Consider the following 20,795-nt stretch of genomic DNA (forward strand, 5'->3'; position numbering starts at 1 on the left):
GCATGGCAGCGCAGATTCGCGTCCTGCGGCGGCGGATCAAGTCGACGCAGTCCATCAAGAAGATCACTCGCGCGATGGAGCTGATCGCGACCTCCCGGATCGTCAAGGCCCGGGCGCGGGTCGAGGAGTCCAAGCCCTACGCCGAGCAGATGACGGCCGTGCTCACCGAGCTGGCCAACAACTCGGCGCTCGACCACCCGCTGCTCGTCGAGCGGGAGGAGCCCAAGCGGGCCGCGGTGCTGGTCGTCACCAGTGACCGCGGCCAGTGCGGCGGCTACAACGCCGGCGTGCTCAAGGAGGCGGAGCAGCTGCAGTCGCTGCTGCGCGAGCAGGGCAAGGAGCCGGTGCTCTACGTCATCGGGCGCAAGGGCGTGAACTACTACCGGTTCCGCAAGCGCAAGGTCGAGCAGTCCTGGACCGGCTTCTCCGAGCAGCCCGACTACGAGAACGCGGCCGTGGCCGCGCGCACCCTCGTGGCGTCGTTCATGGCGGGCTCCGACGACACCGTCGGCGCCGACGGCGAGCGCGAGCCCGGCGAGGACGGCGTCAAGGGCGTCGACGAGCTGCACCTCGTGTACACGCAGTTCAAGAACATGGTCACCCAGACGCCGCAGGCGCGGCGGATGGCGCCCATGGAGGTCGAGTACGAGGTCGACACCGTCGCCCAGCCGGGCGGGGAGATCGAGGAGCGCCGCGAGGAGGCCGCCGCATCGAAGGGCGAGCTCCAGCCGCTCTACGAGTTCGAGCCCAGCGCGGACGTCCTGTTCGACGCGCTGCTGCCGAAGTACATCGGCGCGCGGCTGTTCGCCGCGCTGCTGGAGTCGGCGGCCTCGGAGTCGGCGAACCGGCAGCGGGCCATGAAGGCCGCCACCGACAACGCCAACGATTTGATCCGTACCCTGACGCTGGAGTCGAACCAGGCCCGTCAGGCCCAGATCACCCAGGAGATCAGTGAGATCGTCGGTGGCGCCGACGCTCTCGTGAGCACAGGAAGTGAGAGCTGAGATGACCGCCACCGCTGACGCCCCCACCGGCACCAGGACCGGCCGGGTCGTCCGGGTCACCGGCCCGGTCGTCGACGTCGAGTTCCCGCGCAACGAGGTCCCGGCGCTCTACAGCGCGCTGACCGTCGAGGTCGAGTTCGGTGACCTCGCGAAGACGCTGACGCTGGAGATCGCCCAGCACCTCGGCGACAACCTCGTCCGCACGATCTCCATGCAGCCCACCGACGGCGTGGTCCGCGGCCAGACGGTCACCGACCTCGGCCGTCCGATCTCGGTGCCGGTCGGCGACCAGGTCAAGGGGCACGTGTTCAACGCGCTCGGCGAGTGCCTGGACAAGCCCGACCTCGAGATCACCGGCGACCTGTGGGGCATCCACCGCAAGGCGCCGAACTTCGACCAGCTCGAGGGCAAGACCGAGATGCTGGAGACCGGCATCAAGGTCCTCGACCTCATGACCCCGTACGTGGTCGGCGGCAAGATCGGCCTGTTCGGAGGTGCGGGCGTCGGCAAGACGGTGCTGATCCAGGAGATGATCCAGCGCGTCGCCCTGAACTTCGGTGGCACCTCGGTGTTCGCCGGCGTCGGCGAGCGCACCCGTGAGGGCAACGACCTCATCACGGAGATGACCGAGTCCGGCGTCATCCAGAACACCGCGCTGGTGTTCGGTCAGATGGACGAGCCGCCGGGCACGCGCATGCGCGTCGCCCTGTCCGCGCTGACGATGGCGGAGTACTTCCGCGACGAGCTCAGCCAGGACGTGCTGCTGTTCATCGACAACATCTTCCGGTTCACGCAGGCCGGTTCCGAGGTCTCCACGCTGCTCGGCCGCATGCCGTCCGCGGTGGGGTACCAGCCCACCCTGGCCGACGAGATGGGCGAGCTGCAGGAGCGCATCACCTCGACGCGCGGCCGCTCGATCACCTCGATGCAGGCGATCTACGTGCCCGCGGACGACTACACCGACCCCGCGCCGGCCACGACCTTCGCCCACCTGGACGCGACGACGGAGCTCTCCCGCCCCATCTCGCAGAAGGGCATCTACCCGGCGGTCGACCCGCTGACGTCCACCTCGCGGATCCTCGACCCGCAGTACGTCGGCAACGAGCACTTCCGGGTCGCCAACGAGGTCAAGCGGATCCTGCAGAAGTACCAGGACCTGCAGGACATCATCGCGATCCTCGGTATCGACGAGCTCTCCGAGGAGGACCGGCAGCTCGTGGGCCGGGCCCGCCGCATCGAGCGCTTCCTGTCCCAGAACCTCCTGGTCGCCGAGCAGTTCACCCAGCAGAAGGGGTCGACGGTCCCGCTCAAGGAGACCATCGAGGCCTTCGACAAGATCGCCAAGGGTGAGTTCGACGACTACCCGGAGCAGGCGTTCTTCCTCTGCGGTGGCATCGAGGACCTGGAGAAGAACAAGAAGAAGCTCGAGGGCTGATCGCACATGGCGGAGATGACGGTCGACCTGGTCGCGGTCGAGCGGAAGATCTGGTCGGGTCAGGCCAGCTTCCTCAAGGCGCGCACCACGGTGGGTGACATCGGCGTCCTGCCGGGCCACCAGGCCACGCTGGCGCAGCTGGAGGACGCGGGGGTCGTGCGCGTCGACGGCACCGACGGCTCGTCCACCACGCTCGCCGTGCGCGGAGGGTTCCTCTCGATCACCGCCGACACCGTCACGGTGCTGGCGGAGTTCGCCGAGCTGGCCGACGAGATCGACGTGTCGGCGGCCCGGGCCGCGCTCGACCGGGCCGACACGTCGGACCCGGACGGCGCGGCCGAGGCCGCCTGGGCGAACGCGCGGCTGCAGGCCGCCGGCGCGTCCGAGTAACCGGCAGCGCGGGTGGCCACGGCGCTCGGCCTCGTGCTGTTCGTCGTGTGCCTGTGCATCGGCTACCTCGCCTTTCGGCGAGTACGTCTCATGCGGGGCGGTGGTGTGGACCTGAGTCTGCGCCGCCGCCCCGCTGTCGTCGCGCGGTACGCCTCCCGCGACGCCTCCGCGGGCTGGCACGCCGGGGTCGCCCGCTACCGCGGTGACGAGCTGGCCTGGTTCCGGCTCACCTCGTTCCGGCCCGGGGCGTCGCTGCGGCTCGACCGCAACGAGCTCGAGATCATCGACCGCCGCGAGCCCGCCGACGCCGAGGCGTACGTGATGCCGTCCCGGTCCGCCGTGCTGCGCTGCCGCAGCCACGGCGTCGACGTCGAGCTCGCGATGACCCCCGGCGTCCTCACCGGCTTCCTGGCGTGGCTGGAGGCCGCCCCGCCCGGTCGCAGCACCGGGTACCGCCAGGCCTCCTAGGAGGCCGCCTGGGGGCCGCCGGGCTGCCACAGGACGTCGCCGTCGGGGTTGGCGGCGCGGCCGAGGATGAACAGCAGGTCGCTGAGGCGGTTGAGGTACTTCGCGGTGAGCGGGTTGGTGCGCTCGGCGTCGACCTCCAGCAGGGCCCACACGCTGCGCTCCGCGCGCCGGGTGACGGTGCGGGCCACGTGCAGGTACGCCGCTCCCGGGGTGCCGCCGGGGAGGATGAACGAGTCCAGCTTGGGCAGGTCGGCGTTGAACTCGTCGCACCACCCCTCCAGGCGTTCGACGTAGTCCTCGGTGACCCGCAGCGGCGGGTACTCCGGGTCGGGGACGATCGGGGCGCACAGGTCGGCCCCGACGTCGAACAGGTCGTTCTGCACCTGCGCGAGGGGCGCCAGCAGCGCGTCGGAGAGGCCGCCCACGGTGACCGCGACGCCGACCGCGGCGTTGGCCTCGTCGGTGTCGGCGTAGGCGGCGAGCCGGACGTGGGTCTTGGGGACGCGGCTGAAGTCGCCGAGCGCGGTGGTGCCGTCGTCGCCGGTCTTGGTGTAGATCCTGGTCAGGTGCACGGACATGGGGCCGAATCTAGCCGGGATCGCGTGCCGATACCGTCGTCGCTCGTGGCTGAGCATTTCGCGGTGGACGGCGGCGCGCGCCTGCGGGGCACCGTCGACGTGGTGGGCGCCAAGAACAGTGTGCTGAAGCTCATGGCGGCGGCACTGCTGGCGGAGGGCACGACGACCCTCACCAACTGTCCGGAGATCCTCGACGTCCCGCTGATGGCCGACGTCCTGCGCAGCCTGGGCTGCACGGTGAGCGTCGAGCACGGCACGGTGACGATCGACGTGCCCGCCGACCCGAGCGCGGAGGCCGACTACCGGTCGGTGTCGAAGCTGCGCGCCTCGGTGTGCGTGCTGGGCCCGCTGGTGGCGCGGTGCCGCCGCGCGGTCGTCCCGCTGCCCGGTGGCGACGCCATCGGGTCGCGGCCGCTGGACATGCACCAGGCGGGCCTGCGCAAGCTCGGGGCGACCACGGAGATCGCGCACGGACGGGTCGTCGCCACGGCGGAGACGCTGCGCGGCGCCCAGATCTGGCTCGACTTCCCGAGCGTCGGCGCCACCGAGAACATCCTCATGGCCGCCGTGCTCGCCGAGGGCACCACGGTGATCGACAACGCGGCCCGCGAGCCGGAGATGGTCGACCTGTGCCTGATGCTGCAGCAGATGGGCGCGAAGATCGACGGCGTCGGCAGCTCCACGCTGACGGTGCACGGCGTCACCGGGCTGTCCCCGACGCAGCACCGCGTGATCGGCGACCGGATCGTCGGGGCGACGTGGGCGTTCGCCGCGGTGATGACGCGCGGCGAGGTCACGGTCCGCGGCGTCGACCCGCACCACATCGACCTCGTCCTCGACAAGCTCCGCAGCGCCGGGGCCAGCACCGACGTCTCGGCCGACGGCTTCACCGTCGCGATGGACGGGCGCCGGCCCAAGGCCGTCGACTTCGTGACGCTGCCCTACCCCGGCTTCGCCACCGACCTGCAGCCGATGGCGATCGCGCTGTCCGCCGTGGCCGACGGCACGTCGATGATCACCGAGAACGTGTTCGAGGCGCGGTTCCGGTTCGTCGACGAGATGGTGCGCCTGGGCGCCGACGCGCGGACCGACGGGCACCACGCCGTCGTGCGGGGGGTCGAGCAGCTCTCCAGCGCGCCCGTGTGGGCCAGCGACATCCGGGCCGGGGCCGGGCTCGTGCTGGCCGGGCTGTGCGCGGAGGGCCGCACCGCGGTGTGGGACGTCGAGCACATCGACCGCGGCTACCCGCGGTTCGTCGAGAACCTCTCCGGCCTGGGGGCCGGCATCTCGCGGGTGGTCGGCGAACCCGACACGTGAGGTGCGTGTGAGGCGTCACCCGATCGGGTACCCGGCCCGATGACCAGCGCAGCCCAGTCGGCCAACAGCAACGCCAAGCAGGCGGCCCGCAGCCGACCCGTGAAGATCGCCGCACGCGTCGGGATCCTCGCCTACGGCATCACGCACCTGCTGATCGGCGGGCTGGCGCTGCAGGTGGCGTTCGGCCAGGGCGGTGAGCAGGCCGACCAGACCGGCGCGTTCCAGGCGCTCGCCCAGCAGCCCTACGGCCCGCCGCTGCTCTGGGTGCTCGCCGTCGGGTTCGTGGCCGCGGCGCTCTGGCGGGCCGAACTGGCCGTCTGGGGCTACAGCTACGTGTCCGACACGAAGAAGGTCGTGCGCAAGAAGGCCGTCAGCGCGGTGAAGGCCGTCGTCTTCGTGGCCCTCGCGGTGCTGGCGGCCACCACCGCCTCGGGCGGCGGCGGTGGCGGCGGGGGGCAGCAGCAGGCCACCGCCGGGGTGTTCGGCCTGCCGGGCGGGCCGTTCCTGGTCGGGCTGGCCGGACTCGTCGTGCTGGTGGTCGGCGTCGTCAAGGTCGTCGAGGGGTACCGGAAGAAGTTCCTCGAGGAGATGGACGCGCCGTCGGACCGGCACGCCCGCACGGTGCTGGAGCGGGTCGGGCAGGTCGGCAACATCGCCAAGGGCGTCTCGATCGGGCTGATCGGCATCCTGATCGGCGTCGCCGCGCTCCGGCACGACCCGGCGGAGGCCACGGGCCTCGACGCCGCGCTCAAGGGTCTCGCGGCGCAGCCGTACGGGCCCTACCTGCTGATGGTCGTGGCCGTCGGGATCGTCGCGTACGGCGTCTTCTGCTTCTTCGACGCCCGGTACCACCGGGTCTGAGCCGCGCCGGGTCCGGCTCACTCGGACGTGAGCACGAGCTTCGCGTCGACCAGGTCCTTCGGGAAGACGAGCAACCGGTAGCCCCCGTCGACGCGGCCGACCGTGGCGCGGATCCCCGACGCGAGCAGGCGCGAGCGCAGGACCTGGGCGGCGGTCTCCGTCGGCACCCGCGAGACCTCCTCGAGCAGGCCGTCGCCGGTGGGGTCGTCGGGGTCGGGGATGCGGGGGCCGGGTTGGTCCTTGCCCGTGCCGAACGTCCACCGCAGGGCGAGCGCCAGCACGCTCATCATGATCAACCCGCCGAAGAGGGCGAAGAAGCGCGTCGCCTGGTCGGCCATCCGCCCATCATCGCCTGCTGGATCGATCCCTGCATGTGACGACGGTCCTCCGGGCCGGGCCGTGGCACTACGTGCCAGTAGCATCACCGCGTCCCGACATGGCGGAGGTAGTCCGGTGCCGTACCCGACCGACCGTGAGCGCGACCGTCCGTGGGTGATCCGCACCTACGCCGGTCACTCCTCGGCGAAGAAGTCCAACGAGCTCTACCGGCGCAACCTCGCCAAGGGCCAGACCGGGCTGTCGGTCGCCTTCGACCTGCCCACGCAGACCGGCTACGACCCCGACGACGAGCTGGCCACGGGCGAGGTCGGCAAGGTCGGCGTGCCCGTCAGCCACATCGGCGACATGCGCACGCTGTTCGACGGCATCCCGATGGCCGAGGCCAACACCTCGATGACGATCAACGCGCCGGCGATGTACCTGCTCGCGCTCTACGTCGCCGTGGCCGACGAGCACGACGCGCCCCGCGCGACGCTCGCCGGCACCACCCAGAACGACATCGTCAAGGAGTACCTCTCGCGGGGCACCTACGTGTTCCCGCCGGCGCCGAGCATGCGCCTGATCACCGACATGGTGGCGTGGTCGGTGGCCGAGATCCCCAAGTGGAACCCGATCAACATCTGCAGCTACCACCTGCAGGAGGCCGGGGCCACGCCCGCGCAGGAGCTGGCCTACGCGCTGTCCACCGCGATCGCGGTGCTCGACTCCGTCCGGGACTCCGGGCAGGTGCCCGCCGAGAAGTTCGGTGACGTCGTCGCCCGCATCTCCTTCTTCGTCAACGCCGGGCTCCGGTTCGTCGAGGAGATGTGCAAGATGCGCGCGTTCTCCCAGCTCTGGGACGAGATCACGAAGGAGCGCTACGGGATCGAGAACCCCAAGCAGCGCCGCCTGCGCTACGGCGTGCAGGTCAACTCGCTGGGGCTCACCGAGGCGCAGCCCGAGAACAACGTGCAGCGCATCGTGCTGGAGATGCTCGCCGTCACCCTCTCCCGCGACGCCCGGGCCCGCGCCGTGCAGCTGCCCGCCTGGAACGAGGCGCTGGGCCTGCCCCGGCCGTGGGACCAGCAGTGGGCGCTGCGGATGCAGCAGGTGCTCGCCTACGAGACCGACCTGCTCGAGTACGAGGACCTGTTCACCGGCTCCGTCGTCGTCGAGGCGAAGGTGAAGGACCTGGTCGAGGGCGCGCGGGCCGAGATCGACCGCGTCCAGGAGATGGGCGGGGCCGTCGCGGCCGTCGAGTCCGGGTACATGAAGGGGCAGCTCGTCTCGTCGCTGTCCGAGCGGCGCCGGCTGATGGAGTCCGGCGAGCACGTCGTCGTCGGGGTCAACAGGTTCGACACCACCGAGCCGTCGCCGCTGCAGGCGGAGGGGGCGGCCGCGATCGAGACGGTCGACCCGGCCACCGAGGCCGCCGCCGTCGCGGCCATCCAGGAGTGGCGGGCCGGGCGCGACGCGGCGGCCGTCGAGAGCGCCCTCGCAGGGCTGCGCGACGCGGCCAAGACCGACACGAACCTCATGGACGCCTCCATCACCTGCGCCAAGGCCGGCGTCACCACGGGGGAGTGGGCGGGGGTGCTCCGCGAGGTGTTCGGCGAGTTCCGGGCCCCGACCGGGGTGTCGGCCGCCGTGTCCGGGGGCGAGGCCGCCGTCGAGATCTCCGAGGTGCGCGAGCGCGTCAAGCAGGCCGGGGCCGACATCGGCTCGCGGCTGCGCATGCTCGTCGGCAAGCCCGGACTCGACGGGCACTCCAACGGCGCCGAGCAGGTGGCCGTGCGGGCCCGTGACGTCGGCTTCGAGGTGATCTACCAGGGCATCCGGCTGACGCCCGCGCAGATCGTGTCGGCCGCGGTGCAGGAGGGCGTGCACGTCGTCGGGCTGTCGATCCTGTCCGGCTCGCACCTGGAGGTCGTCCCCGCCGTCGTCGACGGGCTGCGGGCGGCCGGGGCCGACGACGTGCCGGTGGTCGTCGGCGGGATCATCCCGCCCGACGACGCGGCGGCGCTGAAGGCGAAGGGCGTGGCGGCGGTGTTCACGCCCAAGGACTACAAGCTCACCGAGATGATGGACGAGATCGTGACGCTGGTCCGGCAGGCCCACGGCGTCTGACGGCCGAGATCGACACCATCGGGTTTCTCGGGCCCCGGAACCCCGCTGGTGTCGATCTCACACGTCGAGCGCGCGGCGGATCTGCGCGACGATGCGGTTCGGCTCGTCGCGGATCTCGTACTTCGTGTACCGGTAGATGCGCCAGCCCGCGTCGACGAGGCCGGTGTAGCGGCCCACGTCGCGCAGCACGTCCTCCGGGCGGGCGTGCTGCTCGCCCTCGTACTCGATGCCGATGCGCCGGTCCGGGTAGGCGAGGTCGAGCCACACGGCGGTGCGGGCCACCGCGTCCTGCACCGGGTGCTGGGCCACCGGCCGGGGCAGCCCGGCGAGGACGAGGAGCATCCGCAGTCGCGTCTCCATCGGCGACATGGCCATCCGGTCGGCGTGCGTCAGCACCTCGGGGAGCCGCAGCACGCCGCGGGCCCGGGGGTAGCGCGCGCCGAAGTTGAGCAGCAGGTCGGGGTTGAAGCGGAACCGGTGCGCGAGCGCGTCGACGCCGACGACGGCCTCCACCACGTCGTCGAGCCGGCCCAGGTCGAACGCCGTGCGCAGCGGCGTGGTGGTGCGGACGTCGTCGACCCGGGTGATCTCGCCCGGGTGGAGCCGGTCCCGCCGGACCGCCAGTCCCGGACGGGGGCGCTGGTCCCGGCCGGGGACGGTGACCTCGGCCGGTGCGTCCCACGGCCCGCAGGACGCCCCGAGGATCTCGGCGGCCGACCAGCCCGACAGCACGCCGCGTCCCTCCACGAGCCGGTACGCGGCTCGTGAGCGCAGCGCGAGATCGGGCGGCTCGGTGCCGACCGGTACGTAGACGTCGGGGAAGATCCGCAGGTAGCGGGGTCCGCGCAGGCGGTCCCACGTGACGAGACCGGCCGCGACCGCGAGCGATCCGCGGAACGCGGTGGGCCACCCCGGGACGGACACGTCGGCATCGTGCCGCGCGGCCCCGCTGCCCCGTGGCGTTTCCACGCAACCCGTGAGATCGACCTGGTCGGGGTTCCGGGGCGTCCGGACCCCGATGGTGTCGATCTCAGCCGTGGTTCGCCCGACCTGGCACGATCCGCCCATGTTCCGGATCGCTGTGCCCGTCGACGAGCCCCGTCGGCCGCGGCGGGTGGCCACCGTCGACATCGCGATGCTGGTGCTCGCGCTGGTCTCGGTGGGGCTGCTCGGCTACGTCGCGTTCTTCCCGCACTCCGAGGAGACCGCGCACCTGGTGTTCGTGATCGACACCGTGATCTGCGGGATCTTCCTCGTGGAGTTCCTGTTCCGGTGGCGCGACGCGGGGTGGGAGCGCTGGTTCCCGGTGCGCCGCTGGTACGAGGTGCTCGGCATGATCCCGGTCGCGCACCCCGCGCTGCGCAGCCTGCGGCTGATCCGGGTCGTCGTGATCGTCATGCGGCTGGCGCGCACGGCCGACCGGGTGTTCGGCGAGCAGTTCACGCAGCGGCTGGTGGAGCGGTTGTCCCGCCCGATCGTGCTGGCCATCAAGAAGCCGATCACGGTGGCCGTCATGGACGAGGTCGTGAAGGTGATCGGGACCGGTCACTTCCCGCGCAACATCGCGCGCTCGGTCGGGGAGAACCAGGAGCTGCTGCGCAGCATCGTCACCGAGAAGCTGCGCGAGGACCAGCTGGCCGGGCGGCTGTCACGGATGCCGTTCCACGACGAGATCGTGCACACGGTGGTGGACACGACGATGCGCGTGCTCGTCGACGTGCTCACCGACCCGCGGATGGACGCGTTCGTCGGCGAGGTGGTGCGGGAGAACGCCGAGCAGATCCGCGGGGCGGTGGAGGCCGGGCACCACGAGGTGGGCGTGGCCGACGTGCCTGGTCGGGAGGGCTCCCGCCCGGGCGTGGTCCACTCGGACGCATGAACCCGCAGCATCCGCAGCAGTGGCCGCCGCCCCCGGGGGCGTGGGGGCCGCCACCCGCGCCGCCGTCGCCGCCGTCGCGCCGGAGCTCCGGATCGCTCGTCGCAGCGGTGCTCGCCGCCGTCCTGCTGGTCGGGGCGGTGGGCACGGGCGGGTTCTTCTGGGGGGCGTCGACGCGGGCCCCGGCCCCGGACGCCCCGCCCGCGGCGCGCCTGGCGGTCGACCTGGGTGACGAGCGGAGCGTCGACCCGTGCGCCCTGCTCAGCGAGGACGCGCTGCGGCGCTTCGGGACCCCGCAGGAGTTCGCCGACTTCGGCCTGCTCACGGGTTGCCGGATCGACCTCGCCACCTCCTCGGGCGAGCAGGTCGCCGTCGGGGCGTACCTGGACAGCGCCGCCTACGTCGAGGAGGTCGCCGGGGACCGGGAGGCACTGGGGGACCTGGAGATCCGCCGTCCGGCCGCCTCGGACACGTCGTGCGAGCGGTGGATCGTGCTGCCCGACCGCACGGGCGTGCAACTGCTCGCCACCCGCTCGGCGGCCGGCGCCACGGACCTCTGCGCGGTCGCCGACGCCGCCGCCACCTCGGCCGCCGTGGTGCTGGCCGACACCGCGCCCCTGCCCACCCGGACGCTGCCCGCCCCGACCGACCGGCTCGCGGCGATCGACGTCTGCACCGTCGTCGACGACGCCACGCTGCGCTCGGTCCCCGGGCTCGACGTCGGACGGCGTGCGGTGGGCTACGGCGGGTGGGGGTGCACCTGGGGGGTCCTGACGGGGACCTGGTTCCGCGTCACGCCCACGCGCCTGGGCCCGTTCGAACCCGCGGCCGCCACGTCGAGCACCGTGGCCGGCCGCCAGGTCTGGACCTCCGACTACGACACCCCGTCGTTCTGCGAGGCGTCGATCGTGCTGGACGAGTACGTCGGGAGCACCGGCAACTCGCGGGTGAACGTCCTGACCGTGCAGCTCGGCTCCTCGGCCGACCCGTGCGGCCAGCTCGGCTCGCTGATGCCCGGGCTGGTGTCCCGCCTGCCCGCGTGACGGATCGGGCCGCGCGACGGATCAGGCCCCGTGACCGATCAGGCCTCGGCCTCCTCGCGCTCCTTCTCCTCCCCGCGGCGGCGCAGGAGCCGGAACCCGGGCACGCCCTGGATCGCGTGACGGACGTCCTGGAGCACGTCGAGGAGCTCGTGCACGTCGGGTCCGACGCGGTCGAGGGTGACCAGGATGGGCATGATGTCGGTCTCGAGGTGGTGGGTGAGCTGCGGGAGCTGGTCGACCATCCGGATCGCGGCCTGCAGCTCCGCCTCGGTGAAGTCCTCGACGAACCGGTGCGCGAGCGGGGCGGCCTTCTGCGCGATCGGCTGGTAGAGGTCGAGGATCTCCGACGCCCCCCTGCTGGTCGCGGCGGCCTCGCCGACCAGCGCCTGCGCCTCGTCGGCCACCCCGGTGGCCTTGCGGATGACCCCGCCCGCGTCGCCCGCGACACCGCCCGCGGTGGTGACGAGCGCGGCGGCCTCGTCGGCGACGGTCCCGGCGCGCCCGACCAGACCGGCGGCATCCTCCGCGACCGAGTCGGCGCGGGTGATGAGGGTCGCGGCGCCGTCGGCGACGGAGCCCGCGCGGCCGATCAGGGCGTCGGCGCTGCCGGCGACCCCGTCGGCGCGTTCGATCAGCTCGGAGGCGCTGCCCGCCACGCCGTCGGCGCGCCCGATCAGCTCGGACGCGCTGGTGGCGACCGTGTCGGCCCGGCCGATGAGCCCCGCGGCGTCCTGCGCCACCCCGTCGGCGCGGCTGACGAGCCCGGCGGCGTCCTCCGCGACGGTGCCGGCGCGGTCGACCAGACCGGCGGCGTCGCCGGCGACGGAGTCCGCGCGGGTGATGAGCGCGGCGGCGCCGTCGGCGACGGTGCCGGCGCGGGTGATGAGGGCGTCGGCGTTCCCGGCCACGGAGTCCGCGCGCCCGATGAGGTCGGCGGCGTCGCCGGCGACCGTGCCCGCGCGGTCGATCAGCTTCGCGGCGTTCCCCGCGACCCCGTCGGCCCGGTTGATCAGCAGCGCGGCGCCGGTCGCGACGTCACCCGCGTCGGTGATCAGGCGGTCGGCGCGGGCGGCGACCCCGTGCACCTCCCCGAGCAGGGGGTCGACCCGGCGGACCATGCGCTCGGCGTCGGTCAGCACCGTGTCGACCCGGCCGACCGCGCCCCGGGCGTCGGCGAGCACGCCCTCCACGCCGTCGACGAGGCCGTCGGCCCGCCGGACCATCCCGTCGACGTCGTCGGCGATCGCGGCGACCCGTCCGACCAGGGTCTCCACGTCCTCCAGCAGGTCGGCGATCCGCCCCGGGAGGGTGGCGACGACGCCCACCGCCTCGTCGGTCCAGCCCAGGACGGCCCGGGCACCCGCGATCATGTCGGAGGGGCCCCATACGGGTAGCCCGGCGATGCGCATGGACCCGATAGTGGCCTATCGCGGGCCGGTGCGCCCGGACGCGCGGGTCACGGCGGGGCGCAGAGTTCCTCGACGGTCAGGTCGGGATCGGGCAGGTTGCCCGCATCGAGGCCGAACGGCTCGGTCAGGCTGAGCCATTCGCCGGAGGCCTGTAGTGCGGTCAGCTCCGCGTTGAACGCGGCGAGCAGGTCGGTCTCGCCGATCCGAGCGGCGAACGCCGACGCCGGGACGACGGTGCGCCCGTCGACGGTGGGGTTCACCGGATCGGTGATCTCCACGCCGAGGCCGGGGTTGCGGCGCAGCTCGTCGACCAGTGACACGGCGGTGAGGGCGCCCGCCTGGGCCCGGCCGTCGACGACGTCGCGGAACAGGTCGCCCTGCGAGTCGCTGAGCACCAGCCGGTCCTCGGTGATGCCGGCGGCCCGCGCGTAGGTCAGCTCGGAGGAGCGCTCCAGCACCGCGAGCCGCACGCCCGAGCGCCGGACCCCCTGGAACGTGCCGATGCCGCGCGGGTTGCCCTCGGGCACGAGGAACGCGGGCGGGGCGACGAAGTCGGGCCGGGAGAAGGCGATCTCGCCGCAGCGCTCGGGTGTGACCGTCAGGCCCGCGGCGATCAGGTCGAACCGACCGGCCTGCAGCCCCGGGATGAGGTCGGCGAAGCGCACCTGCACCGCTTCCAGCCCTCCGACGCCGATCCGCTCCAGCACCGTGCGGGCGACGACGGGCTGGGCGCCGGTCAGCTCGCCCCGGCCGCCGACGTAGCCGAAGGGCCGCTCGCCCGCGATCCCGACGCGCAGCACCCCGGAGGACCGGGCGCGCTCCAGCGTGGTGCCCGTGGGCTGCGCGCACGCCGCTGCGGCCACGGCGAGCGGGGCGAGCAGCAGCAGGTGTCGGCGCGTGAGCATCGCCGAGCAGGCTAGGTGGACCGCTCAGGATCCGCCGGACCGGGCCGCGTAGGCCAGGATCGCGAGCTGCGTGCGGTTGGTCAGGTCGAGCTTCGTCATCGCGGCGGACAGGTGCGACTTCACGCTCGACATCGACAGGTGCAGCGCGGCCGCGATCTCGCCGTTGCTCAGCCCGTCGGCGACGGCCGAGGCCACCTCCTGCTCGCGCTCGCTCAGGAGCGCCATCCGGGCGCGGGCGTCCGGATCGGGCCCGGCGGGGGCCCGCTCGGCGGCCATCGCGATGACGCTGCGGGTCACCGAGGGGGACAGCACCGGGTCGCCCGCGGCCGCGCGCCGCACGGCGTCGACGATCTTGGCGGGCGGGGTGTGCTTGAGCAGGTAGCCCGCGGCGCCCGCGCGCAGCGCGCCGAGCACGGTGTCGTCGCCGTCGAACGTGGTGAGCACGACGACCGCGGGCCCGTCGCCGGGGCGGGACGTGAGGGCGCGGGTGGCCGCGATGCCGTCGAGCCGGGGCATCCGCACGTCCATCAGCACGACGTCCGGGGCGAGGGCGTCGACGGCGGCGAGGACGCCGGAGCCGTCGGAGGACTCCCCGACGAGCTCGATGTCGACCGCCCCGCCGAGCATCAGGGCCAGCCCGGAGCGCACCAGCGGGTCGTCGTCGACGACGAGCACGCGGATCATGACGCCCACGGTATCCGGGCCAGCAGCCGGAACCGGCCGTCGACGATCTCCCGGGTGAGCTCGCCGCCGTGCAGGGCCACGCGTTCGCCCAACCCCACGAGCCCGGCCCGCGCCCCGGGGATCTCGGTGCCCGTGACGCCGACCGCGACGGGGTTGACGATCTGCACGACGACGTCCGCGTCCACGTCCACCAGCACCTCGACCCCGGCTCCGGGAGCGTGCTTGCGGGCGTTCGTCAGGCCTTCCTGGACCAGCCGGTAGACGGTGTGCTGCAGGCGCGGGCGCAGGGCGGTGAGGTCGCCGCGCAGGGTGGCGTCCACCCGCTGACCGCTGCGCCGGGCCTCGGCGAGCAGGTCGGGGAGCTGGTCCACCGTCGGCTGGGGGGCCTCGGCCGGGTGGTCGTCGGCGTCGGGCGGGCGGAGCACCTGCAGCACCTCGCGCAGCTCCTCGAGCGCACGGGTGGCGTTGCCGCGCATCACGCCGACGGCGTCGTGCACCTCGCCGGCGGTCAGCGGCGGGGCGGAGCCGGCCTCGGCCTGCTCGGTGCGGTACTCCAGCGCGCCCGCGTGCACCGACAGCAGCGAGATCCGGTGCGCGAGGGTGTCGTGCATCTCGCGCGCGATGCGCGCCCGCTCCTCGCGCCTGCTGTCCCGCAGCCTGGCCTCGTACTCGACACGGGCCTGGTCGGCGCGTTCCCGCAGGACCAGGACCAGCCGTCGCCGGGCCCGCACCGCGAGGCCCGCGGTCATCACCAGCAGCCACAGCAGCACGATCACGACGAAGGGCGAGTACGGGTCGTCGGACACGATGTAGGTGACGACGTACGGGATGCCCAGCAGCGTCGCGAGCGCGGCGACCAGCGGCAGCGCCGGGCTCCACCCGCGGTGCAGGGCGAGGGAGAACATGAGGACCAGCGCCGCCCCGGTGGCGCTGTTGGAGACCGCGACGGCGACCGCCGCGAGCACGCCCAGCGCGACGGGGAACCGGCGGCGCCACCACAGCGCCAGGCACAGCACCATCCCGATGACCGGATCGGTGACGCGCAGCCACGTCGGCAGGCCGTAGACGTCGTCGACGACCGTGGCGTGGAACAGCACGACCCCGACGACGAGTGCGCCGAGGAAGAACGCGACGTCGACGATCCAGTCGCGCGGGGTGCGCCCGGCCGGGCCGCCCCCGGTGCCCGCCTCGGCCGCGCGCGCCAGCTCGCCCGGCAGCATCCAGCGGTCCACCGGTGCCGCGTCCATCCGCCCAGGGTAGAAGAACGGGCGGGGGCCGGGAGGGCACGATCCGGTGGCCGATCGGCTGTCCGGAATGTCCGTCCGGTGGAGGTCTCCGCGCGGTGCCGCCGGGAACGTACCGGCCATGACCACTGCGCTGCGCCTCGACGGGCTGACGAAGGACTTCTCCGGCACCCGCGCCGCCGACCACGTCGACCTGACCGTGCCGGTCGGGTCGCTGACCGGCCTCGTCGGGCCGAACGGAGCGGGCAAGACGACCTCGATCGCGATGGCGGTCGGCCTGCTGCGCCCCGACGCGGGCACCGCGACCGTCCACGGCGTCGACGTCTGGGCCGAACCGACCCGGGCGAAGGCGCTGCTGGGCGTGCTGCCCGACGGGCTGGCCCTGCCCGAGCGGCTCACCGGCGCGGAGCTGCTCACCTACTGGGGGCTGCTCCGCGGCCTGCCGGCCGACGTCGTGCGCTCGCGCGCCGCCGAGCTGCTGCGGATCCTCGAGCTCGACGTCGCCGAGGAGCGCGGGCTCATGGTGATCGAGTACTCCACCGGCATGCGGAAGAAGATCGGGCTCGCGACGGCGCTGCTGCACGCGCCGAAGGTGCTGGTGCTCGACGAGCCCTTCGAGGCCGTCGACCCGGTGTCCGCCCGGGTGCTGCGCGGGATCCTGCGCCGGTTCGTCGCCGCCGGGGGGTCGGTGGTGATCTCGTCGCACGTGATGAGCCTGGTGGAGGACCTGTGCGACCGGGTCGCGGTGATCGCGGGCGGGCGGGTGCTGGCCGACGGCACGCTCGCCGGGATCCGCGGCACCGCGACGCTGGAGGAGACGTTCGTCCGGCTCGTGGGCGAGCGGGAGATCGGGGCGGAGGAGCTCGCGTGGTTGGGACACTGATCCGGCTGAGGTTCGCGATCCAGCGGCACACGCCCCGCGGGAAGCGACTGCTCGGGCTGGGGCTCGGGATCGTCGCGGTGCTGCTGACCTGGGGCGTCGCGCTGCTCGCACCCGCCGCGGGCGACGTGCTCCTGCTCGTCCTGGCCGGCTGGCTCGCCGGGTGGGTGGTCGGGCCGGTCCTCTCGTCGGGGGCGTCGGTGCTGCGCCCGGAGTACTTCGCTCTGCTGCCGCTGGACCGGCGACGGCTCGGCGCCGGGCTGCTGGCGTCGGTGTTCGTCGGGGTCGGCGCCGCGGTGACGGCGGGCGGGACCCTGGCGCTCGTCGGCTACGCGACGGTCGTCGCCGAGGGCCCCGCGGTCGTCGCGGCCGGAGCGGCGGCGGTGCTCGGGGCGGCCCTGCTGCTGGTGTTCGTGGTGGCGCTGTCGCGCGCGGTGTACGCGGTGCTGGGCGCGGCGATGCGCACCCGGCTCGGCGTCGAGGTCGCGGCCGTCCAGTACGGGTTGCTGATCGCGACGCTGTTCGCCGGGTGGCTCCTCGTCGTGCCGGTCGTCGGGGCGACCCCGGCGTTCCTGCGCGAGGGGTTCGCCGGGCTGCCCGGCGCCGCGCAGGTGCTCGCCGGGCTGCCGTCGGGCTGGCCCCTGCGGGCGGTCGAGGCGGCCGCCGCGGGACGGTGGTCGGCCGCACTGGGGTGGCTGGGCCTGCTCGCCGCGGCCGCCGGGGCGGCGGTGCTGGTGGCGGTCGCGCTGCTCACCCCGCACGTCGGCCCCCGCACCGCGCGGCGCACCCGGCGGCCGTGGGGCAGCCGGGTGCTCACCGGATCGCGGCTCCTCCCCGGCACGCCGCTGGGCGCGGTCGTGGGCAAGGAGCTGCGGGCGTGGTGGCGCGACCCGTGGCGGAGCCTGGAGGTGCGCAGCGGGATCTGGTTCGGCGTGTTCCTCGCGGTGTTCGGGGTGCTCGCCGGGATCCCGCAGGTCGCCGCGCTGTCCGGCGTGGCCGTGGCGCTGATCGTCGCGCTGAGCGGGGCCAACCTGTTCGGCCAGGACGGCACCGCGCTGTGGCAGCTCGTCGTCGGGCAGAGCCCGGCTGCGGTGCGCGCCGACATCCGGGGCAGGCAGATCGGGTTGGTGGTCGCGCTGGGCGTCCCCGCGGTGCTGCTCGCAGTGCTGATGGCGCTGCTCACCGGGACGTGGGCGCTGCTGCCCGCCGCGCTGTGCGTCGTCGTCGCGGTCGTGCTGGCCGGCAGCGGCGTGGCCGTGGTGATGTCGGTCGTCGGCGTCACCCCGGGCGTCGACCCGCACCGCCGCGTCAACGCGACCGACGCGGGGGAGAACACCGTGGCCATCCAGGTCGCGCTCTGGGCGACGGCCCTGCTGGTATCGCCGACGCTCCCGCTCGTCGTGCTGCTCGCCCTGGACCCCGGACCGGGACTCGCGACGGCGGCCGCGACCACCGCGCTCGTCAACGGGGCGGCGGTGGCCTGGTTCGCCGGGGCCGTCGCGGTGCACCGGCTGGAGACCCACCTGCCGGAGACGTTCGCCCGCCTGCGCTACCCCGGCGCCGGCACCGCGACGACCCGGGGCGACGGGGTCCTCGACCGCCTGTCCGGCCGGGCCGAGGCGGAAGCGGTGACGGCGGCGGGCAGGCGGTGACCCCACCGATGGATCCACCCACGCGCTACTTCGGTCGGTGGCGCGTGCGGGCCCGGGTCGTCGACGCTCGGGTGGTGTCCGATCCCACCGTCCTCGCCACCTCCCGCCGCTCGCGCCTGGCGACCGCCGTCCTGCTCCCGCTCGGCGGTGCGCTGCTCGGCTGGGCCGTGCTGACCTGGCACGACGTCTGGCTCGCACTGGACTGGGCGCCGATGCGGGGCCCGGTCGCGCTCGTCGACCGGTTCGATACCTGGCTGGGGGCCGGCGACACCCCGGTGCTCGTCGGGCTCGGCGTGCTCCTCGGCGTGGCACTGGTGCTGGTCGCGCGGAGCGAGGAGGTGACCGTCGCCGTCGGCTGGGACCGGGTGCGCGTCACGCGGGACTCCGGCGAGCGCACCTACCGCCGGGCCGACGTCCGGGAGGCGCTGGTCGACGGGAAGCACCTGGTCCTGGTCGCGGACAACGGCACCGAGCTGCTGCGGGTGCGGACGGAGTTCGGCCGGGAGGCCCTCGCCGACGCGTTCCGGGCGCACGGCTACGAGTGGACGGGGTCGTGAGCGCCCTGGCCGCGCGCGGCGGTGTGCGCGACACCGAGCGCGCACTCACCCCGGACCTCGCCCGCGGGCTGATGATCCTGCTGATCGCGCTGTCCAACACCGCGTTCCACTTGTGGGCCGCGCGGCACGGCGAGTCGGGCTGGCATCCCGTCGACGGGTCGCCGGTCGACCGCGCGGTGCAGTTCGCGATGATCGTCGGCCTGGACCTGCGGGTGTACCCGCTGTTCGCGTTCCTGTTCGGGTTCGGGATGGTGCGGCTCCACGACCGGCAGACCGCGGCCGGGGCCAGCCCGCGGGCGGCGCGGGCGCTGCTGGGGCGACGCAGGGTGTGGCTGATCGGGTTCGGGGCGGTGCACGCCGCGCTGCTGATGGCGGGCGACATCCTCGGCGCGTGGGGCCTGCTGAGCCTGGTGCTCGGGTGGCTGTTCGTGGCCCGCCGGCCCGGCACGCTGCTGGTGTGGAGCGCGATCGCGGTGCTCGTGTCCCTGGCGTCGCTGGTGCCCGCACTCGTCGTGCTGGGCACCGCGGACACGTCGGCGTGGGCCCCCGGGGCGGTGACGGAGCCGACCGCCGCCGTGTACGCCGCGGGGCAGCCCGACTGGGTGGCCGCGGCCGGCACCCGGCTGTCCACCTGGCTCTACGTCACCCTCGCGGCCCCGCTGAGCCCGGCGTCGGTCGCGGCGATGCTGCTCGGGATGTGGGCGGCCCGCCGAGGCGTCCTCGACGACCCGGCGGCGCACCTGCGGCTGCTGGCCGTCACCGCGGGCTGCGGGGTGACGATCGGCTGGCTGGGCGGGCTGCCGAGCGCGCTGGACCACGTCGGGGTGTGGGACGCGCCCGCCGGAGCCGCGAGCGAGGCGGGTGAGCTCCTCGCGGTGCAGGCCGCCACCGGTCTGGCCGGCGGTCTCGGATACGTCGCGCTCGTCGCCCTCGGGGTCGCCCTGCTGCCCCGTGCTGTGCTGGGGAGCGCCGGTGTCCGGGCCGTCACGGCGGTGGGGAAGCGCTCGCTCTCGGCCTACCTCGCGCACTCGCTGCTGTTCGCCCCGGTGCTGGCCGCGTGGGGGCTCGGCCTGGGCGCCCACCTGGGCAGCGCGTCGATGGCCGCGTTCGCCGTCGCCGTCTGGCTGGTGACGGTGGCCGGCGCGGTCGCGCTGGAACGCCGCGGCCTGCGGGGTCCGGCCGAGGCGGTCCTGCGCCGGCTCGTCTACCGGTGAGTCAGTCGGTCCAGACCGGCTTGCGCTTCTCCAGGAACGACGCCATGCCCTCGCGCGCACCCGGGCTCTGCGACATCGACGCCATCACCTCGACCGCGATCGCGTAGGCGTCGGACTCGGGGCGGTCGAGCTGGGCGTAGAGCGTCTGCTTGCCGACGCCCTTGCCGAAGCGGGTGCCGCGGGTGGCGCGGGCGAGCAGGTCGTCGGTGCGGGCGTCGAGCTCGTCGTCGGGGACGGCGTAGTTGATCAGCCCCCACTCCGCGGCGGTGCGGGCGTCGATCGGGTCGCCGGTCAGCGTCAGCTCCATCAGGCGCTTGCGCCCGATGTTGCGGGCGACCGGCACGGCCGGGGTGTGGCAGAACCAGCCGCCCTTGCCGCCGGGCAGGGCGAAGCTCGCCGACTCGGCGGCGACGGCCAGGTCGCAGGTGGCGACGAGCTGGCAGCCAGCGGCGGTGGCGATCGTCGCGACCTTGGCGACCACCACCTGCGGCACCTGCTCGATCGTCTGCATGACCCGCGTGCACAGGCGCAGCAGGTCGCGGACGCCGGCGAGGTCGCGGGAGGAGACGTCGGCGAAGTCGTGGCCGGCCGAGAACGCCCTGCCCTCCCCGGACAGGACGATGCCGGTGGCATCGGAGTCGCCCGCCTCGGTGAACGCGTGCAGCAGCTCGCGCAGGTGCGGCTCGGAGAGCGCGTTGCGCCGCTCGGGGCGGTTCATCGTGATCCGGACGGTGTCGCCGTCGTGCTTGACCAGCAGGTACTCGTAGTCCGCCATGGGACCGACGGTAACCGTCCGGCGTCGGAATCGGGAGCCCTCCCGATCTTCTGGCCTA

21 protein-coding genes are annotated in these 20,795 nt (G+C 73.8%); 13 read left to right on the top strand and 8 right to left on the bottom strand.

Annotation, left to right across the window (positions count from 1 at the left end):
- Nucleotides 1-2: 2 nt before the first annotated feature.
- Genes H6H00_RS13945 through H6H00_RS13960 form a run of 4 tightly spaced genes read left to right on the top strand, consistent with a single transcriptional unit; the run spans nucleotide 3 to nucleotide 3,297 of the window.
- Complete coding sequence (locus H6H00_RS13945; RefSeq protein WP_185721673.1) at nucleotides 3-1,004, top strand: F0F1 ATP synthase subunit gamma; 1,002 nt, start codon at nucleotides 3-5, stop codon at nucleotides 1,002-1,004.
- Between the two features lies 1 nt (nucleotide 1,005).
- The gene (atpD, locus tag H6H00_RS13950) at nucleotides 1,006-2,439 is read left to right on the top strand and encodes a F0F1 ATP synthase subunit beta (RefSeq protein WP_185721674.1); all 1,434 of its coding nucleotides are present in this window, start codon (nucleotides 1,006-1,008) and stop codon (nucleotides 2,437-2,439) included.
- A gap of 6 nt (nucleotides 2,440-2,445) precedes the next feature.
- On the top strand, nucleotides 2,446-2,829 hold the full coding sequence (locus H6H00_RS13955) for a F0F1 ATP synthase subunit epsilon (protein WP_185721675.1): 384 nt from the start codon (nucleotides 2,446-2,448) through the stop codon (nucleotides 2,827-2,829).
- A gap of 12 nt (nucleotides 2,830-2,841) precedes the next feature.
- Complete coding sequence (locus tag H6H00_RS13960; RefSeq protein WP_185721676.1) at nucleotides 2,842-3,297, top strand: DUF2550 domain-containing protein; 456 nt, start codon at nucleotides 2,842-2,844, stop codon at nucleotides 3,295-3,297.
- Here H6H00_RS13960 and H6H00_RS13965 read toward each other — a convergent pair.
- A complete protein-coding gene (locus tag H6H00_RS13965) occupies nucleotides 3,294-3,875 on the bottom strand; it encodes a cob(I)yrinic acid a,c-diamide adenosyltransferase (protein ID WP_185721677.1) in 582 nt (193 codons plus the stop codon). The genes H6H00_RS13960 and H6H00_RS13965 overlap by 4 nt on opposite strands.
- A gap of 45 nt (nucleotides 3,876-3,920) precedes the next feature.
- On the opposite strand from H6H00_RS13965, the gene murA reads away from it, so the two are divergent.
- A complete protein-coding gene (gene murA / locus H6H00_RS13970; protein ID WP_185721678.1) occupies nucleotides 3,921-5,192 on the top strand; it encodes a UDP-N-acetylglucosamine 1-carboxyvinyltransferase in 1,272 nt (423 codons plus the stop codon).
- Between the two features lie 39 nt (nucleotides 5,193-5,231).
- On the top strand, nucleotides 5,232-6,053 hold the full coding sequence (locus H6H00_RS13975; RefSeq protein ID WP_185721679.1) for a DUF1206 domain-containing protein: 822 nt from the start codon (nucleotides 5,232-5,234) through the stop codon (nucleotides 6,051-6,053).
- A 17-nt stretch (nucleotides 6,054-6,070) separates the two neighbouring features.
- Here the strand turns inward: H6H00_RS13975 and H6H00_RS13980 are convergent, their stop codons facing one another.
- Entirely contained in the window at nucleotides 6,071-6,391 is a 321-nt protein-coding gene (locus H6H00_RS13980; RefSeq protein ID WP_185721680.1) for a TraB/TrbI/VirB10 family type IV secretion system protein, read from the bottom strand.
- Nucleotides 6,392-6,506: 115 nt separating this feature from the next.
- Here H6H00_RS13980 and H6H00_RS13985 point away from each other — a divergent pair, with 115 nt between their 5' ends.
- Complete coding sequence (locus H6H00_RS13985) at nucleotides 6,507-8,498, top strand: protein meaA (RefSeq protein ID WP_185721681.1); 1,992 nt, start codon at nucleotides 6,507-6,509, stop codon at nucleotides 8,496-8,498.
- Between the two features lie 57 nt (nucleotides 8,499-8,555).
- Here H6H00_RS13985 and H6H00_RS13990 read toward each other — a convergent pair whose 3' ends face one another.
- Nucleotides 8,556-9,422, bottom strand: coding sequence for a DUF559 domain-containing protein (locus tag H6H00_RS13990; RefSeq protein ID WP_185721682.1), 867 nt, complete (start codon nucleotides 9,420-9,422; stop codon nucleotides 8,556-8,558).
- Between the two features lie 142 nt (nucleotides 9,423-9,564).
- Between H6H00_RS13990 and H6H00_RS13995 the strand changes: the two genes are divergently transcribed.
- Complete coding sequence (locus tag H6H00_RS13995) at nucleotides 9,565-10,377, top strand: ion transporter (protein WP_255425745.1); 813 nt, start codon at nucleotides 9,565-9,567, stop codon at nucleotides 10,375-10,377.
- Nucleotides 10,374-11,417 carry a hypothetical protein gene (locus tag H6H00_RS14000; RefSeq protein WP_185721683.1) on the top strand — a complete coding sequence of 348 codons (1,044 nt, stop codon included), beginning with the start codon at nucleotides 10,374-10,376 and terminating at the stop codon, nucleotides 11,415-11,417. Before H6H00_RS13995 ends, H6H00_RS14000 begins: the two co-directional genes overlap by 4 nt.
- Before the next feature lie 38 nt (nucleotides 11,418-11,455).
- Here H6H00_RS14000 and H6H00_RS14005 read toward each other — a convergent pair whose 3' ends face one another.
- From H6H00_RS14005 to H6H00_RS14020, 4 genes are read right to left on the bottom strand one after another with little or no spacing between them, the layout of a single operon-like run.
- Entirely contained in the window at nucleotides 11,456-12,826 is a 1,371-nt protein-coding gene (locus H6H00_RS14005; RefSeq protein ID WP_185721684.1) for a methyl-accepting chemotaxis protein, read from the bottom strand.
- 47 nt (nucleotides 12,827-12,873) lie between these two features.
- Nucleotides 12,874-13,731, bottom strand: a complete 858-nt coding sequence (locus tag H6H00_RS14010) for a transporter substrate-binding domain-containing protein (protein WP_185721685.1) — start codon at nucleotides 13,729-13,731, stop codon at nucleotides 12,874-12,876.
- Nucleotides 13,732-13,755: 24 nt separating this feature from the next.
- A complete protein-coding gene (locus tag H6H00_RS14015; RefSeq protein ID WP_185721686.1) occupies nucleotides 13,756-14,415 on the bottom strand; it encodes a response regulator transcription factor in 660 nt (219 codons plus the stop codon).
- Complete coding sequence (locus H6H00_RS14020; RefSeq protein ID WP_185721687.1) at nucleotides 14,412-15,662, bottom strand: sensor histidine kinase; 1,251 nt, start codon at nucleotides 15,660-15,662, stop codon at nucleotides 14,412-14,414. Before H6H00_RS14020 ends, H6H00_RS14015 begins: the two co-directional genes overlap by 4 nt.
- A gap of 118 nt (nucleotides 15,663-15,780) precedes the next feature.
- Here H6H00_RS14020 and H6H00_RS14025 point away from each other — a divergent pair, with 118 nt between their 5' ends.
- The 4 genes from H6H00_RS14025 to H6H00_RS14040 all read left to right on the top strand — a co-directional run bounded on the left by H6H00_RS14025 (nucleotide 15,781) and on the right by H6H00_RS14040 (nucleotide 19,962).
- On the top strand, nucleotides 15,781-16,542 hold the full coding sequence (locus tag H6H00_RS14025; protein WP_185721688.1) for an ABC transporter ATP-binding protein: 762 nt from the start codon (nucleotides 15,781-15,783) through the stop codon (nucleotides 16,540-16,542).
- Nucleotides 16,527-18,191 carry a hypothetical protein gene (locus H6H00_RS14030; RefSeq protein ID WP_185721689.1) on the top strand — a complete coding sequence of 555 codons (1,665 nt, stop codon included), beginning with the start codon at nucleotides 16,527-16,529 and terminating at the stop codon, nucleotides 18,189-18,191. Before H6H00_RS14025 ends, H6H00_RS14030 begins: the two co-directional genes overlap by 16 nt.
- 74 nt (nucleotides 18,192-18,265) lie before the next feature.
- A complete protein-coding gene (locus H6H00_RS14035; RefSeq protein ID WP_185721690.1) occupies nucleotides 18,266-18,748 on the top strand; it encodes a YqeB family protein in 483 nt (160 codons plus the stop codon).
- Nucleotides 18,745-19,962 carry a DUF418 domain-containing protein gene (locus H6H00_RS14040; protein ID WP_255425746.1) on the top strand — a complete coding sequence of 406 codons (1,218 nt, stop codon included), beginning with the start codon at nucleotides 18,745-18,747 and terminating at the stop codon, nucleotides 19,960-19,962. The genes H6H00_RS14035 and H6H00_RS14040 overlap by 4 nt, the downstream gene beginning before the upstream one ends.
- Nucleotide 19,963: 1 nt before the next feature.
- Here the strand turns inward: H6H00_RS14040 and H6H00_RS14045 are convergent, their stop codons facing one another.
- Nucleotides 19,964-20,737 (bottom strand): enoyl-CoA hydratase-related protein, encoded by a 774-nt coding sequence (locus H6H00_RS14045; protein WP_185721691.1) that lies wholly within the window; start codon nucleotides 20,735-20,737, stop codon nucleotides 19,964-19,966.
- Nucleotides 20,738-20,795: the final 58 nt, after the last annotated feature.

Source organism: Pseudonocardia petroleophila (assembly GCF_014235185.1).
Lineage (GTDB): Bacteria > Actinomycetota > Actinomycetes > Mycobacteriales > Pseudonocardiaceae > Pseudonocardia > Pseudonocardia petroleophila.

Coding starts and splice junctions, on each gene's coding strand:
- H6H00_RS13945 (WP_185721673.1), top strand. CDS start 3: ATGGCAGCGCAGATTCGCGTCCTGCGGCGGCGGATCAAGTCGACGCAG.
- atpD (WP_185721674.1), top strand. CDS start 1,006: ATGACCGCCACCGCTGACGCCCCCACCGGCACCAGGACCGGCCGGGTC.
- H6H00_RS13955 (WP_185721675.1), top strand. CDS start 2,446: ATGGCGGAGATGACGGTCGACCTGGTCGCGGTCGAGCGGAAGATCTGG.
- H6H00_RS13965 (WP_185721677.1), bottom strand. CDS start 3,875: ATGTCCGTGCACCTGACCAGGATCTACACCAAGACCGGCGACGACGGC.
- H6H00_RS13975 (WP_185721679.1), top strand. CDS start 5,232: ATGACCAGCGCAGCCCAGTCGGCCAACAGCAACGCCAAGCAGGCGGCC.
- H6H00_RS13980 (WP_185721680.1), bottom strand. CDS start 6,391: ATGGCCGACCAGGCGACGCGCTTCTTCGCCCTCTTCGGCGGGTTGATC.
- H6H00_RS13995 (WP_255425745.1), top strand. CDS start 9,565: ATGTTCCGGATCGCTGTGCCCGTCGACGAGCCCCGTCGGCCGCGGCGG.
- H6H00_RS14000 (WP_185721683.1), top strand. CDS start 10,374: ATGAACCCGCAGCATCCGCAGCAGTGGCCGCCGCCCCCGGGGGCGTGG.
- H6H00_RS14005 (WP_185721684.1), bottom strand. CDS start 12,826: ATGCGCATCGCCGGGCTACCCGTATGGGGCCCCTCCGACATGATCGCG.
- H6H00_RS14010 (WP_185721685.1), bottom strand. CDS start 13,731: ATGCTCACGCGCCGACACCTGCTGCTGCTCGCCCCGCTCGCCGTGGCC.
- H6H00_RS14015 (WP_185721686.1), bottom strand. CDS start 14,415: ATGATCCGCGTGCTCGTCGTCGACGACGACCCGCTGGTGCGCTCCGGG.
- H6H00_RS14020 (WP_185721687.1), bottom strand. CDS start 15,662: ATGGACGCGGCACCGGTGGACCGCTGGATGCTGCCGGGCGAGCTGGCG.
- H6H00_RS14025 (WP_185721688.1), top strand. CDS start 15,781: ATGACCACTGCGCTGCGCCTCGACGGGCTGACGAAGGACTTCTCCGGC.
- H6H00_RS14045 (WP_185721691.1), bottom strand. CDS start 20,737: ATGGCGGACTACGAGTACCTGCTGGTCAAGCACGACGGCGACACCGTC.